Origin of the sequence: Nocardia amamiensis (assembly GCF_015477605.1) — a bacterium.
Lineage (GTDB): Bacteria > Actinomycetota > Actinomycetes > Mycobacteriales > Mycobacteriaceae > Nocardia > Nocardia amamiensis_A.
The window spans coordinates 310,420-324,533 of record NZ_JADLQX010000003.1 but is presented as its reverse complement, the minus strand read 5'-3'; the positions used below and the strand labels follow the sequence as shown (position 1 = coordinate 324,533).

General features: G+C 68.7%; 15 protein-coding genes. 9 read left to right on the top strand and 6 right to left on the bottom strand.

Annotation, left to right across the window (positions count from 1 at the left end; all coding sequences use genetic code 11):
* Positions 1 to 232 precede the first annotated feature (232 nt).
* A complete protein-coding gene (locus IU459_RS06155) occupies positions 233 to 1,039 on the top strand; it encodes a VOC family protein (RefSeq protein ID WP_195128469.1) in 807 nt (268 codons plus the stop codon).
* 53 nt (positions 1,040 to 1,092) lie between these two features.
* Here IU459_RS06155 and IU459_RS06150 read toward each other — a convergent pair whose 3' ends face one another.
* Both IU459_RS06150 and IU459_RS06145 read right to left on the bottom strand, forming a co-directional pair.
* The gene (locus IU459_RS06150) at positions 1,093 to 1,764 is read right to left on the bottom strand and encodes a response regulator (protein WP_195128468.1); all 672 of its coding nucleotides are present in this window, start codon (positions 1,762 to 1,764) and stop codon (positions 1,093 to 1,095) included.
* Positions 1,761 to 2,918, bottom strand: coding sequence for a sensor histidine kinase (locus tag IU459_RS06145; RefSeq protein ID WP_324198760.1), 1,158 nt, complete (start codon positions 2,916 to 2,918; stop codon positions 1,761 to 1,763). The genes IU459_RS06150 and IU459_RS06145 overlap by 4 nt, the downstream gene beginning before the upstream one ends.
* Positions 2,919 to 3,151: 233 nt before the next feature.
* On the opposite strand from IU459_RS06145, the gene IU459_RS06140 reads away from it, so the two are divergent.
* Positions 3,152 to 4,057 (top strand): sterol desaturase family protein, encoded by a 906-nt coding sequence (locus IU459_RS06140; RefSeq protein ID WP_195128574.1) that lies wholly within the window; start codon positions 3,152 to 3,154, stop codon positions 4,055 to 4,057.
* Positions 4,058 to 4,165: 108 nt separating this feature from the next.
* Here the strand turns inward: IU459_RS06140 and IU459_RS06135 are convergent, their stop codons facing one another.
* Positions 4,166 to 4,972, bottom strand: coding sequence for a nuclear transport factor 2 family protein (locus IU459_RS06135; RefSeq protein WP_195128466.1), 807 nt, complete (start codon positions 4,970 to 4,972; stop codon positions 4,166 to 4,168).
* Between the two features lie 194 nt (positions 4,973 to 5,166).
* Here IU459_RS06135 and IU459_RS06130 point away from each other — a divergent pair, with 194 nt between their 5' ends.
* Positions 5,167 to 6,516 (top strand): TIGR01777 family oxidoreductase, encoded by a 1,350-nt coding sequence (locus IU459_RS06130; protein ID WP_195128465.1) that lies wholly within the window; start codon positions 5,167 to 5,169, stop codon positions 6,514 to 6,516.
* Between the two features lie 121 nt (positions 6,517 to 6,637).
* Here IU459_RS06130 and IU459_RS06125 read toward each other — a convergent pair whose 3' ends face one another.
* Positions 6,638 to 7,483, bottom strand: a complete 846-nt coding sequence (locus tag IU459_RS06125; protein ID WP_195128464.1) for a MerR family transcriptional regulator — start codon at positions 7,481 to 7,483, stop codon at positions 6,638 to 6,640.
* A gap of 222 nt (positions 7,484 to 7,705) precedes the next feature.
* Here IU459_RS06125 and IU459_RS06120 point away from each other — a divergent pair, with 222 nt between their 5' ends.
* The 5 genes from IU459_RS06120 to IU459_RS06100 all read left to right on the top strand — a co-directional run bounded on the left by IU459_RS06120 (position 7,706) and on the right by IU459_RS06100 (position 12,231).
* Positions 7,706 to 8,335, top strand: coding sequence for a lipocalin family protein (locus IU459_RS06120; protein WP_228837426.1), 630 nt, complete (start codon positions 7,706 to 7,708; stop codon positions 8,333 to 8,335).
* A 73-nt stretch (positions 8,336 to 8,408) separates the two neighbouring features.
* Complete coding sequence (locus IU459_RS06115; RefSeq protein WP_195128463.1) at positions 8,409 to 9,734, top strand: cryptochrome/photolyase family protein; 1,326 nt, start codon at positions 8,409 to 8,411, stop codon at positions 9,732 to 9,734.
* 487 nt (positions 9,735 to 10,221) lie between these two features.
* Entirely contained in the window at positions 10,222 to 10,617 is a 396-nt protein-coding gene (locus IU459_RS06110; RefSeq protein ID WP_228837425.1) for a hypothetical protein, read from the top strand.
* A 45-nt stretch (positions 10,618 to 10,662) separates the two neighbouring features.
* Positions 10,663 to 11,463: a PIG-L deacetylase family protein gene (locus IU459_RS06105; protein WP_195128462.1), complete on the top strand. Its 801-nt coding sequence runs from the start codon at positions 10,663 to 10,665 to the stop codon at positions 11,461 to 11,463.
* A gap of 147 nt (positions 11,464 to 11,610) precedes the next feature.
* The gene (locus IU459_RS06100) at positions 11,611 to 12,231 is read left to right on the top strand and encodes a maleylpyruvate isomerase family mycothiol-dependent enzyme (protein ID WP_195128461.1); all 621 of its coding nucleotides are present in this window, start codon (positions 11,611 to 11,613) and stop codon (positions 12,229 to 12,231) included.
* A gap of 87 nt (positions 12,232 to 12,318) precedes the next feature.
* Here IU459_RS06100 and IU459_RS06095 read toward each other — a convergent pair whose 3' ends face one another.
* Positions 12,319 to 12,918, bottom strand: coding sequence for a TetR/AcrR family transcriptional regulator (locus tag IU459_RS06095; RefSeq protein WP_324198759.1), 600 nt, complete (start codon positions 12,916 to 12,918; stop codon positions 12,319 to 12,321).
* A gap of 65 nt (positions 12,919 to 12,983) precedes the next feature.
* On the opposite strand from IU459_RS06095, the gene IU459_RS06090 reads away from it, so the two are divergent.
* Entirely contained in the window at positions 12,984 to 13,391 is a 408-nt protein-coding gene (locus tag IU459_RS06090) for a hypothetical protein (protein ID WP_195128460.1), read from the top strand.
* An 86-nt stretch (positions 13,392 to 13,477) separates the two neighbouring features.
* Here the strand turns inward: IU459_RS06090 and IU459_RS06085 are convergent, their stop codons facing one another.
* Positions 13,478 to 14,086, bottom strand: a complete 609-nt coding sequence (locus IU459_RS06085) for a malonic semialdehyde reductase (protein WP_324198758.1) — start codon at positions 14,084 to 14,086, stop codon at positions 13,478 to 13,480.
* Positions 14,087 to 14,114: the final 28 nt, after the last annotated feature.

Sequence of the window (14,114 nt, the reverse complement as noted above, 5' to 3'; positions counted from 1 at the left end):
CCGGCAAGCCAGTCGAATGTCGGAGTCTCAGCGACGACTGAGACCCACGAATTCGATGGAGACTACCGGGGACTGATCTTTTTTGGGGGTCTTCACGTGGGGGAACGCGGCTCGGGAATCGAGCCGGAGTGGTCGGCCGATTCGGGCCACCTCTGCGGAGTACCGGTGGTTGACTAGCCGTGTGTCGGCTGACTCGGCCGCACCTCAGCAACCCATGTCAGGAGGCACCGCAATGCCCACTCATGACGGAAGCTGGCCGCAGGGAACGCCGTGCTGGGTCGACTGCCAGGTCGACGACCCCGCGCGCGCCCGCGATTACTATGGCGAACTCTTCGGCTGGGAGATCCAAGACAGTCCGCCCGAGGCGGGCGGATATCTCATGGCGATGCGCAACGGCCGCCCGGCCGCGGGCATCGGGCCCAAGCCGGAGGGCATGCCGATGCCCTCCGTGTGGACCACCTACCTAGCCGCCGACAACGCCGACACCATCGCCGAGAAGGTCAGCGCGGCGGGTGGTGCCCTGATGATGGCGCCGTTCGACGTACTCGACGTCGGCAGGATGTTCGTCGGCGCCGATCCCACCGGCGCGGTATTCGGGGTGTGGGAGTCCAAGGCCCACAGCGGCGCGGGCATCTACAACGAGCACGGCGCCTATTGCTGGAACGAGCTGCACACCAGCGACTACAAGAAGGCCCAGGAGTTCTACGCCAACGTCTTCGGCTGGCACTACACCGAAATCGGCGACGGCCAGAACTTCATCTACTCCACCTTCAGCCGAACCCAGGACGGCGACGCCATCGGCGGCGTCAACGACTCGACCAAGATGCCGGGCGACAATCCGTCCTACTGGCTGGCCTGGTTCCAGGTGGACAACGCCGACGCCGCGCTGGACAAGGCCCGCGATCTCGGCTCGACGATCATGTCCGGGCCCGACGACAGCCCCTTCGGCCGCATGGGCATCGTGCAGGGCGCGCAGGGCGAGGTCTTCGGCATCATCGATCCCAGCACCACCGTCGGCGAACCACCCACCGGCGCCTGACGCATGACGGCGGGGTGGGCAGCCACCCCGCCGTTCGGTGCGCATCGGTCCGCTCAGTCCGCGCGCGGCGACCCCAGGGAGGTCAAGCCGTGCTGGTGGGCGTACACGACCGCGTGGATGCGGTCGCGGACGCCGAGTTTCGCCAGGATGCGCGAGACGTGCGTCTTCACCGTTTCTTCGCCGACACCGAGCACCGCGGCGATCTCGGCGTTGCTGCGCGCGTCGGCGAGCAGCAGCAGCACCTCCAGCTCGCGAGCGGTGAGCTGCCCTACCTCCGGTGGTGTGGACGGCGGCGCGAGACTGCTCGCGAAGCGGGATACCAGGCGGCGCGTCATCGAGGGGTCGATCAACGCGTCGCCGCGCGCCGCGATGCGGATGGCGGCGACCAGTTCTTCCGGTGGCAGGCTTTTGAGCAGGAAACCGCTCGCGCCGGCTTGCAACGCGCGGTACAGATTGGCGTCGCTGTCGTAGGTGGTGAGCACCAGCACGTAGGTGCCGCCCGCGGCGACGATCGCGGCGGTGGCGGCCAGCCCGTCCAGCTTCGGCATCCGGACGTCGAGGATCGCGACATCCGGTCGCAGGCGGGCGGTCTCGGCGATCGCGGCCCGCCCGTCGCCCACCTCGGCTACGCAGTCCAGACCGTCCTGGCTGTCGATGACGGCGCGCAGACCGGAGCGGAACATGCTGTGGTCGTCGGCGATCAGGACGCGGATGGGCGTGTTCACGATCCTCCGATCGGCATGGCGACCGTGGTGTGCCAGTGGTCGGCAGCACGGCCGTAGTCCAGTTCGCCGTCGAACAGCTCCGCGCGACGGCGGATGCCACTGAGACCGCGTGGTACCGAGGTGTCGGCGGCGGCCGGCGCCAGCGGAAGGGGATTGGTCGCCCGCAGCACCACCCGCTTCGGCAGATACTCCACTTCCAGCCGCGCCCGCGTTCCGTCTCCGTGCCGCAGTGCGTTGGTCAGCATCTCCTGCACGATGCGATACATCGTGAGGTTCAGCGACTCCGGGAGATGGACGGGGGTGCCACGCACGCTCACCTCGACCCCAAGTCCGGCTTCGCGCACGTGCTCGATCAGTCCGTCGATATCCGCCAGTCCCGGCTGGCGCTGTCCCTCGTCCTCGCGTCCGTGCAGCAGATCGAGCTGGCGGCGCAGGTCGGTCATCGCCGCTCTGCTGCTGGACTCCACGGCCGCCAGCGATCGCGCGGCCGCCGTGTTCGCCGCGCCGCCCAGCGCCAGCCGCGCCGCGCCCGCGTGGATGCCGATCGCGCTGACGTGATGGGAGATCACGTCGTGCAGGTCCCGCGCGATCGCGGCCCGCTCCTCGGTCACGGCACGCTCCAGCGCGGCCCGGTGCTCCTGGTGGCGCAGCCGGGCACGCTGCTCGAGGTCGGCGATGTAGGCGCCGCGCGCGGCCGTGTAGCGGCCGACGAGCCACGGTACGCATCCGGCGGCCACGGTGGACGCGAGCAGCAGCCGCCAGTCGTGCGCCGCGGCGGTGTCGGTGAACAGATGGGCCGAGGCGACACCGCAGCACAGCGCAAGCATGGTCAGCGCGGATTTCGGACCGGCGAGCCAGGCCCCCGCGCGATATCCGGCCACCAGGAATCCCACGTCGGCGAACCGCACCGGGAACCCGTACCGGTACAGCAGCAGGACGGCGAGCAATCGCACCAGCACCTGCGTCACGGCCACCACACCCGCCGTTCGAGGTGGCGCTGCCAGGGCCAGGTCGGCGGCGACGACCACGGCCATGGCCGCCGCGGTCTGCCACGGGGCCACGGCGAACACGCCGGACAGTCCGAGCACCACCGCGTCGACGAGCGCGGCGACCACGGCTACCACCAGCGACTGACGGGCCAGCGATCTGCTCACATCCAACCGTTCGCCACCGCCTCCGTCTCTGGTCCCGTCGAGTTTCGCGGGCGATCCTAGCTAGCGAGCCCGGTCGCCGCGCGTATGCCGGATGTCCAGGGTGCCCGTGATCCGGGCCGTCCGCGTCCCCCGCGCGAGGGACGCGGAATCCCTCGTCGGCGCGATGTTCGCGCAGGCCGGGGCCCGTAGCGTCGAGGCCGACGGCAGACGGTGAAGGAGAACTCATGGGCCGTATGGAGTTGTTCATCTGGGCCGTTCCGGCGTTCGCGGTGCTGATGTTCGTGGAATGGATCGCCTACCGCCGCGATCCGGACCGACCGGACAGCAGCGGTTCGGCCCACGACACCGCCTCCAACGTGGTGACGTTCACCCTGAGCAGGCTGGCGAAACCGTTGCTGCAGCATCTGCTGCCGTTCTCGGCCGTGGTCGCCGCCGCGGCGGTCACCCCGCTGCACCTCCCGCCGCGATCGTGGTGGGTCTGGGCACTCGGTCTGGTCGTGACGGACTTCTGCTACTACTGGGCGCATCGCGCCGACCATCGGGTCCGCCTGCTGTGGACCGCGCACAGCGTGCACCACTCCAGCGAGTACTTCAATCTCTCCACCGCCATCCGGCTGCCCTGGCTGCACCCGGTGGCCAGCACCCTGCGCGGGGTGGCTTGGGTGCCCGCGGCTCTGCTCGGTTTCCCGGCCTGGATGATCTTCCTACTGCAGAGCATCGGCCTGCTCTACCAATTCCCGATCCACACCCAGCGCATCAAGACACTGCCGCGTCCGATCGAGTTCCTGTTCAATACTCCGGCGCATCATCGCATCCACCACGGCTCGAACCAGCCCTACATCGACAAGAACTACGGCGGTGTCTTCATCGTCTGGGACCGCATGTTCGGCAGCTTCGCCGCCGAAACCGAACCCATCCGCTACGGCCTCACCAAGAACGTCGGCACCGACAATCCGCTGAAGGTCAACTACCACGAGCTGGCCGGGCTGGTGCGTGACGTGCGCGGCGCCGCCACGTGGCGCGGACGGCTCGGGTACATCTTCGGCCCGCCCGGTTGGACCGAGGACCCGGCATCGGATCGAGCCGAGATTCCGGATCGAGCCGACGACCGCACTCCTGCCACGCAGTTGACCTCCTGATCGCATCGAGCCACTGCGCACGAAGGCGGCTGCCTGCTGAACGTGAGTTGGACGGTGGCAGCACCGCATACGGCCGCGCGCAAGGAATCTGTTTCCCGAGAACTGAGCTCAGACGGCGCCGAGGTGGAACCGGATGGTTGCTATGCGATTGCTATTTGTCGCGAACTCCACCACCGCGACGCCGGCTGCGTCGCCGAGCCGGACGCTCGCCGTAACCGTGCGGCCTGCCGCGATCACTTTGCTCCAGCGCATATTTCGCGCCCGATTGGTGAATTCTTCCGCCGAGACCGGTGTCCCCGCGGGCAGCTCGATGTCGGCCCGGGTGCCGAGCAGTTCACGGACCCGGGGCAGGTCGGTACCGGCCGCGGCGGCGAAAACTTGGGTCGTGGCGCGCTTTCCGCCGCGGCCGACGCCACCGAGCGCCCGCATCAGGCCGAGCATTCCACCGAAGCCCTGGTTGACGATCAACTGCGGACCGAGCTTCAGTGCGGCGGCGATGCCGGGCAACCCGGTGCGCAGCAGCTGCCGGATCATGCCCGCCAACTCCCAGTGCGCGGCCAGGTGGGCGATCTTCCAGACGCCATCCCGCGCGACCAGCCGATAGCGCAGGTGCATCGGGACGAAGACGGTGGCGCCGGTCGACATCGTGGTCTCGATGGTCAGATCGCGCAGCACCGTCGGCGGGTGCACCAGGTCGCGATCGACGCGGAAGGTGATGGTGTTCGGACCGATGAAGGTGTCGTAGAAGCGTTCGATGGCGGCGCGGCCGATATGGGGGCGCGAGCCGACCGGGTCGTTGACCTCGGCGTCCTCGGTGAACAGCGCCACCCAGGCCGACTTGTCGTGTGCGGCGACCGCACGCGGTGACGCCTCGACGGTCGTCAGCAGCGCCGCGACCGAGGGATCCAGCGGCATGGCGGTACCTCCAGTGGCATTGGGAGAACTCGCCCCATGGTAGAACACGTTCTATTCGGCGAGGCCGGACTCCTGGCCGCTGCCCGGTATCGGGCGAATCGGATATAGACCGTGTATTACGGTTTGGAAAGATTTCGAAACAGCAAACGCTCAGCAAACACTGCGTTCGGTTGGTTTCGAACTACAGTCGCGGTATGGGCATCGAGTATGCGAGTGTCATCGATCTCCCTCGGTCCGAGGTGTTCGCTTGGCACGCCCGCCCCGGCGCGCTCACCAGGCTGGCCCCGCCCTGGCAGCCGGTGTCGCCGCGCGCCGAATCGGGTTCGCTGTCCGACGGCCAGGCGGTACTCGGTCTGCCCGGCGGACTGCGCTGGGTGGCCCGGCACGACCCCGAGGAATACGACCCTCCGCACCGGTTCGTCGACGCGGTGACCGTCGACGGAATCGGCTCACTGCCGGCGGGGCTGTTGCCTTGGCGGCATACCCACGATTTCGAGGTCGTCGACGAGCGGCACACCCGCGTGGTGGATCAGGTGGACGCGCCGGTGCCCGCCACGGTGCTGCGCCCCATGTTCGCCTACCGGCATCGTCAGCTCGCCGACGATCTGGCGGCGCATGCGCGGGCGACGCGGGCGGGCTTCGTGTCCAAGACCATTGCGGTGACCGGGTCGTCCGGCCTGGTCGGTTCGGCGCTGACCGCCTTCCTGACCACCGGAGGGCATCGCGTGGTGCGGCTGGTCCGCCACCCGCCGCGTGCAGCGGACGAAAGGCAATGGGACCCAGCCGATCCCGCACCGAATCTGCTCGATGGTGTAGACGCGCTGGTGCACCTGGCCGGCGCATCGATCGCCGGGCGGTTCACCGAACGGCACAAACGTGCCGTCGCCGACAGCCGGATCGGGCCGACCCGCAAACTGGCCGAGGTCGCGGCGCGGGCGGCGGTGCCGGTCTTCGTCAGCGCCTCCGCGATCGGCTACTACGGCTTCGATCGCGGCGACGAGACGCTGACCGAGCGCGCGGTGCGCGGTGACGGCTTTCTCGCCGGCTTGGTGGAGGAGTGGGAAGCCGCCTCGGCTCCGGCCGCGGAATCGGGTGTCCGGGTGGTGCGCGTGCGCACCGGGATCGTGCAGTCTCCGCGCGGCGGCACGCTGCGGTTGCTGCGGCCGCTGTTCACCGCGGGCCTGGGCGGACCGATCGGCGGCGGCCGACAGTGGCTGTCGTGGATCGGGATCGACGACCTGATCGACATCTATTACCGCGCATTATGGGATACCACTCTGACCGGGCCGGTCAATGCCGTTGCGCCGCAACCTGTTCGCAATGCCGAATACACCAAGGTGCTCGCTGCGGTGTTGCATCGTCCCGCGCTTCTTCCGGTACCCCGGTGCGGACCCGCGCTGCTGCTCGGCCGCGAGGGCAACCGGGAGCTGGCGTCCGCGAGTCAGCGTGTCGTTCCCAACCGGCTGGAGCAGGCCGGTCATCAGTTCCGCGCGCCTGGACTGGAACCGGCGCTACGTCATCTGCTCGGCAGGTCCGCGGCCTGAGCGACGAGGCACGCCGATGCGGATCGAATATGAATCGTTTTGTCGCCATGGGTGGCAGGGCGGGTCTGTACCGGCTCCGAGCTGGCGCGAGCCGCACGTAGCCGGACCAGGGCGGCCGCGGTCAGGCGAGTCGGTCGGCAGCGTCCAGAAGGTTGTCCACCCGTTCGACGTTCTCCGGCAGGAAGACCGCGTCCCACCCCGGCCCGGCGACTTGCACCTGGGCGCCCGCGTCCAGGCAGGCGCGCACCGCAGAGGTCAACGCGGTCGACTCCTGCTGCGACCACAGCAGCACGGCGGCGGGGCGGTCGAACCGGGCCAGGGTGTCGGAGAGTGCGGCGGTCGGTACGTCGGCGCCGAGCATGTGCGCCGCGCTACCGCGCTCGGCGAGGGCCGCGCGCAGCACCTCCAGCGGAAGGGAATGCGTCTCGCCGCTGGTGCAGGCCAGTACCACCGGCGTCGGAGCGGTCCGCGCGGGTGGCGGATTCGTGCGGTGCAGCACCGAGATGACGCACCAGGACAGCAGATGCTCGACATCGATGCATCCCTCGCCGCCGAGCTGGCGATCGACGATGTCGGCAAAAGCGGGACGGCACAGCAGATCCCAGGTGTCCACCACGCCGAACGCGCGCACGTGCGCCTCCAGTTGATCGGATAGCGACCTGGCGTCCAGTGCGAACGCCGCGGCCAGCAGCGGGGCGCGCTCGCCGAGCGCAGGCGCGGGCCCACGCACCGTCGCAGCCGCTCCCGCCGGGCTCACGCCCGCGCGGATCAAGGCGAGCATCCGCTCGAGCATGGCGATATCGGATTCGGTGTACAGGCGGTGCCGACCCGGTCGGTCTTGCGGCGGCCCGATGCCGTAGCGGCGGTTCCAGCTGCGTAGCGTCGCGGTCGGGATGCCGAGGCGTTCGGCGACCGCGCGCACCGGGTATCCGGCCGCATCGGACACGGGGGCGGGACCGGCGGGCATCGCCCCATTGTTCCCGTCGTCGACGGGAACGGCCTCACCTGGGCGGCGCTTCGCGCTTGGCTGGGACACGGCATCACTTTCATCGGGGTGCGTGTGACCGCGGCGTGCAACTTGCCGCAGCCGATCGTGACCGCGATGACCTCGGCTTGGCGGAATCCTATTGCATCGATTATGCATCGTTATAAGCTGGAGGAAAGAGTTGTCGATGTCCGAGGAGTGAGCATGACCCACAGTCGGATGCTGACCTGGTCCACGCGCCTGTGCGGGGGAATAGCGTCGGCGGTGGCCACAGTGACTCTGGCAGCGGGCGGGGTTGCCGCGGCGCCGATGCCGACCCAGATCACCGCGCCCACGCCGGTGCCGCGGCTGGATGTGGAGCGGTACCTGGGTACGTGGCGTCAGCTCGCCGCCATCCCGCAGTACTTCAACCTGCAGTGCGCGCGCGACACACAAGCGAATTACTCGCTCGACCCGCAGGGCAATATCGCGGTGCGCAACTCCTGCATCACCTGGCAGAACACCCTCAGCGAGATCAACGGCACGGCCGTGGTGAACGACCGCGAGACCGGCGCCCAGCTGCACGTCAGCTTCCCCGGCGTGCCGACCCAGGACCGCCTGGAAGGGCCGACCAACTACATCGTCACCGCGCTCGGCCCGGCTTATTCGTGGGCGCTGGTCACCGACCCGAGCCGGACATCCGGGTTCGTCCTGGCCCGCGCGGCCGCGCTGGAAGAGGGAGCCTGGAGGGCGGTGCTCGCGGCTGTCACGGCGGCGGGCCAGAATCCGTGCCTGTACCTGACCTCGCCGACGACGGGCGGAGAGTCGCGCATCGTCCCACTGTGCCTGCGCTGATCCGATTGCTCGGCGCTCGCGAGGCCCGAGCAATCGGAGGTATGGCTGAGCCGCCCGAAGAGGATTGCCTCCAATGACCGTCACGATCGCACTGTTCACGCGCGACCTGCGGGTCCGTGACAACCCTGTGCTGACGGCCGCGCATCGAGAAGGCGCCGCGGTCGTGCCGCTGTTCGTTCTCGACGATGCCATCCTCTCCGGTCGCTTCGCCGCGCCGAACCGGGCCGGATTCCTGACCGCGGCGCTCGCCGAGTTGGATGCCGAACTGCGAGCCATCGGTGGCAGGCTGGTTTTGCGCCGCGGCGACGTGGTCGCGGAGGTCGACCGGGTGGCCGGCCAAGTGCACGCGCGGAGCGTGCACATCGCCGCGGATGTCAGCGGTTACAGCCAGCGGAGGGAACGCGCGCTGCGCGAGCGTCTTGCCCGACGGAACTGCCTGCTGCACACCCACACCGCGAGTATCACCAGCACCGATCCGGAGGCGCTCATGCCTGCCACCGGACGCGACCATTTCGCCGTCTTCACCCCGTACTTCCGGCGCTGGTCCATGACGCACCGGCGCAAGCCGCTCGGCAAACCACGCGAACTCAGGCTGCCGCGGGTAGAGAGCCTGCCGTTGCCGGACGCGGACGACCTGTGTGCGGGCCCTGCCTCGCCGCGGCTGGCCGTCGGCGGCGAATCGGCGGGACGAAAGCTGATGCGCGAGTGGTTGTCCGGGCCGATCGAGGACTACGCGCGCCTGAGCGACGACCTCGGCGCCGACGCCACCTCGCGGCTGTCGCCGTATCTGCACTTCGGCTGCGTGTCCCCGGTGGAGCTCGTCCACGGGGTGAATCTGTCCACCGAAGGCGGGCTCGCGTTCGCCCGGCAGCTGGCCTGGCGCGATTTCCACCACCAGTTGCTGGCCGCCCGCCCGGCTGCGGCGTGGTCGGACTACCGCGACCGCTCGATCCGCTGGTCCGACGATCCGCAGGCCGTGGACGCCTGGCGGGACGGGCGCACGGGGTACCCGATCGTGGACGCCGGGATGCGACAGCTGCGCGCCGAGGGATGGATGCCGGGCCGGGCCCGGCTGATCTCCGCCAGTTTCCTGACCAAGTCGCTGCGTGTGGACTGGCGCGTCGGCGCGGAGCACTTCCTGCGCTGGCTGGTCGACGCCGACCTGGCGAACAACCAGCTCAACTGGCAGTGGGTCGCGGGCACCGGAACGGATACCAGGCCGAATCGGGTGCTCAACCCGCTGCGCCAGGCCGAGCGCTACGACGCGGAGGGGGCGTACGCGCGGCGCTGGATTCCCGAGCTGGCTCACCTGCCCGGCGCTCGGGTGCACCGGCCGTGGCGCGAACAGGTCGATCCGGCGGACTATCCGGCGCCGATCATCGACGTCGTCGGAATGTGATGTGTCCGTGCTGGCTTCGACCGGCCCGGCGTGCTCGGAGGTCTGGGCGGCCGCCGTTCTACCTGCGCACTCCCCGCCCCGAACCGCGTATCGAACTGGGACACAACGGGAGCTTCCGAATCCCGTTCGGCCGAGCTTGAATTGATGGGTCGATGATTTGCCGTCCCGAGGAAAGGGGCTCGTTATGGGCACCGTCGAAATCGCGATCACCATCGGCCGCATTCTGGACACCCTGCAGAAGGCACTGATTCTGCTCCTCTGGTGATCTGCCGTGGTGCTCGGGCGAGCGACGAGGGTTGCCCGAGTGCCACGCTGCCGGATACGTGGCCTTTCGACGTATGCGGCAGCTCCGCGGTCGGCCCGTCATCGGCGATGGTGATGAGCGCTGGGAACGGGCCAGACCGAGGAGGCTCTGATTCCGTCACCGCCGTGGTCGATTACCTCGCCGGTAATCGACCTCATCGGCGTTTTCGGCCAGGCTCGAAGTATGGCGACGAACATCATCCGGCAGTCCCGCTCCCCGCTGGCTGGTGCGCTGCGCGGCCTCGCGATCGGTCGTGTCGCACTCGGCGCGGCGGCCCTTGTAGCGCCGCGAGCGCTGACCAGGGCGCTGGGCGTGCTTCCCACACCTGAACTCGACTATATGACGCGCATATTCGGCGCCAGGGCGGTCGCGCTCGGTCTCGGCTACCTGACCGCGCCGCAGGAGGAGTTGCCGCGCTGGCAGCGTCTCGCCCTGATGGTGGACATTCTCGACACCACCCATGGGAGTGTGCGCGTGGCCCGGGCTGACGTCCCGCGCCCGGCCGCGATCGCCATGGTCGCGTTGACGGGCGGCTACATGCTCGTCGGCGCCACCAAGCTGGCCGGCGACCTGCGGTGAGCCCGTCGGGCGAGGCGTAGTGCGCGCCCCTGGCACACTGGGGCGATGGCGACCGTTGTGGCGTTCCACGCGCATCCCGACGACGAGACGCTGCTGACCGGAGGGACTTTGGCCAAGCTGGCCGCCGCCGGGCACCGGACGGTCATCGTGGTGGCCACCGACGGTCATATGGCCGATCTGGATGGCCGGAAAGCCGTGCGGCTGGGCGAGTTGGAGGACAGTGCCGCGGCGCTGGGCGTGGCCAGGGTGGCGCACCTCGGCTATGCCGACAGCGGTCACGGCGCGGTGCTGTACGCGGACCCGCCGGATCGGGTGCGATTCGCGCGCGCGGATCCCGAGGAGGCGGCCGAGCGATTGGCCGCGATCCTGCGCGAGGAGAATCCCGGTGTCCTGCTCAGCTACGACCGCAATGGGGGCTACGGACACCGTGATCACGTTCGCGTGCACGAGGTCGGCAAACGCGCGGCCGAACTGGCCGGGGTGTCGCGCGTCCTCGACGCCACGTTGCCGCGCGAAAGCTACACGCGCCTAGTGCGTTTACTCGAACGACTGCGTATTCCGCTGCGCTACGACCCGGCCACCCTCGCCACCTTGTACAGCCCGCGCTCGGAAATCACCCACCGCATCGACGTCGGTCCTTTTGCCGCCCAGCGCAAAACCGCCCTCTCCGCCCACCGCTCGATCATCGAGGGCTCCAGCCGCTTCGCCACCATCGCAAACGCGCTACTACACCTGCCCACCCCGATCCTCGCTCGCGCCCTCCACTGGGAATGGTTCGCCGAGGAAGGCGCCGCCCCACCTTCCAATACCCCACTGGACGACATCCTCCAGCCCGCCCCGCGCTGAAACCCGGCTACCAACGACCGCGTGCGGCCAGTGCGGTGTGCATGCAGGCATGCGCGAGTTCTTCGCACAAGTCTTGTGCGCCCTCGCCGGGAGGGGCACCACCGGCAAGGCGATGGGATTGTCGTGGCCGGTGATGTACTAGCCAGTGTGGACACCAAAGCGTTGGCGCGCGCGGAACGTGCCGAGTTCGCCGACCTGATCGCCGAGCTATCGGATGATCAGTGGCAAGCGCAGAGCCTATGTGCGCCATGGCGAGTGCGGGACGTGGCAGCACATGTCATCAGCTATGGGCAGTTGACGCCGGCGCGGTTCGCCGCCCGGTTGGCCCGCGGCCAGCTGTTGGACCGCGTCAACGCGCTCGGAGTCGCCGCGTACGCCGAGCGCACACCTCGCCAGCTGTCCGAGCTGGTCCGGGCCGACCTCGATCCATCCGGATTGACCGCCTGGTTCGGCGGACGGGTCGCCTTGGTCGAGGCGATGATCCACCAGCAGGACATCCGTCGGCCCCTCGGACTGCCACGGGTCATCCCATCCCAGCGGATGCGCGTAGCGCTCGACTTCACCAGATATGCACCGCTCATTCGTGGCGCGTGGCGAACCCGCGGTGTTCGCTTGGTCGCCACCGATCTGGCGTGGACGCATGGTGTGGGTCCGGAAGTACGCGGTACCGCTGAAGCGCTGCTCATGGTGATGGCGGGGCGCCGCGCCGCCCTCGCCGATGTGGCTGGTGCCGGACGATCTCGGCTCGCTCACCTCCTCGTGCGGTAGTCCGAAAACGGGCGGTCGCCGTCGGCTGATGGGATCTGACATCGCGAGAACAATGGCCGCCGTTGGCCGTTCCCGCGCCTGGTCGGCCTAGTCCGAGTTCTCGGACAGCAGGGTGCCGGCTGTCGCTTCGGCGACGGTGTGGGTGAGGGCGGGGAGTTTGTCGCGGTCGCCGTCCAGGATCAGGAGCCAGGCGAAGATCGGGCCGAGTAGGAGTGCCTGCACGGTGGTCGGGTCGGGGCGGGTGGTCAGTTCGCCGCGGGTGACCGCGCGGTCGAGCACCTCGGTCAGTACGAGTCGTTCGCGTTCGAGGAAGGTCTCGGCGAAGCGGGTGGCCAGCGCGTCGTCGGCGTAGATGTCGGCGAGCAGGCCGGCGAGGACGTCGGTCGGGGCGTGGCCGAGTTGCGCTGCGATGACGCGGGTTACCGCGGCGAGATCGGCACGCAGGGAGCCCGCGTCGGGTGGCGGTTGCTCCCGCATGTCGTGCACCACGACGGAGAAGATCATTTCCTGCTTGGTCGCGTACCGGCGATAGATCGCGGCCTTGCCGATACCGGCTCGCGCCGCCACCGCGTCGACGGTGAGTCCGGCGTAGCCGCGCTCGGCAAGCAGCTCTCGGGTGGTCTGAACGATAGCGAGATCCACCTCACTGTTGCGGGGACGACCCACGCCTTGTCTCGGTTTCGGCACGCTTCTACTATACGGAACTATCAGTATCGAAACTGACGGTTCCGTAATAGATGGGTGGACTTCACATGATCAAATGGGCAGGTGGCCTTCTCGTGTTGCTCGGATTCGGGCACACACTGGGCAGTTATGTACTGACCGCCGCGGAACACGGGGACTCGTGGTTCAGCACGGAGCTGTGGCGACCGGAAGAGGGAATCACCGAGATGAGTTCGGCCATGGGTTCGTTCTGGCTGACCACGGGGAGCTTCGGCGTGCCGCTGATCGTGCTCGGCATGGTCGTCCTGTGGCTGGATCGCCGGGGCATCGTGCCGCCGTTGTTCATCGCCTGGGCGCTTGGCATCTGGTCCGTGGTCGCCGCCGTGATCCTCGAGCCCGCCCCCTGGGTGCTCGCCTGGATCGCGGTCGGGCTGCTGGCGCTCGGCGCTCGGCGCGCACGCGTCGCCGAATCGACACCCCAGCTCAGCGGCGTATGAGCCGGTCAACGGCGGGGCGACGATGCCCGTGAGTTGTGCTCGCGGGCATCGACGACTCGGACCGGGCGCGCTGCCCTCCCGACCGGCTAAATCGTGCTGACCACCTCGTCGTAGTCCAATCGCGGCGACCGCGGGAACCAGGCGTTCGCGCCCGGCTTGCCGATATTGACCACGACGAGACCGGTGTGCTCGCCCTCCGGGAAGAAGTCCTTGTCCAGTCCCGCGCCGTCGAAGCCGTTCATCGGGCCCGCCGCCAGCCCCGCCGCGCGGATGCCCAGGATGAAGTAACCGATCTGGATCAGTGCATTGAACCGCGCCGACTCGGCCCGGTGGTCCGTATCGGTGAAGTAGTCCTTGGCCTCGGGCGCGTGCGGGAACACCTTGGGCAAGTTCTCGTGGAAATTCAGGTCGGCGGCGAGAATCGCCGAGAGCGGCGCCGCGGCCGTCTTCGGCTTGTTGTTGTCGATCATGTGGGTGACCAGCCGGTCCCGCGCCTCCTGGCTGCGCACGAGCACGATCCGCAGCGGTTGCTGGTTCATCGACGTCGGCCCATATTTCACCAATTCGTAGATCGCGCGGATCTGCTCGTCGGTGACCGGCTCGTCGGTGAAGGTATTCGCCGTGCGGGCCTCCCGGAAGAGCAGGTCCTGAGCCTCGGCGGCGAGCGTCAGCAAGGCTGGCTGAACGGAGTTCACGTGAGTTCTCCTCGAATGTGTTCGGGGA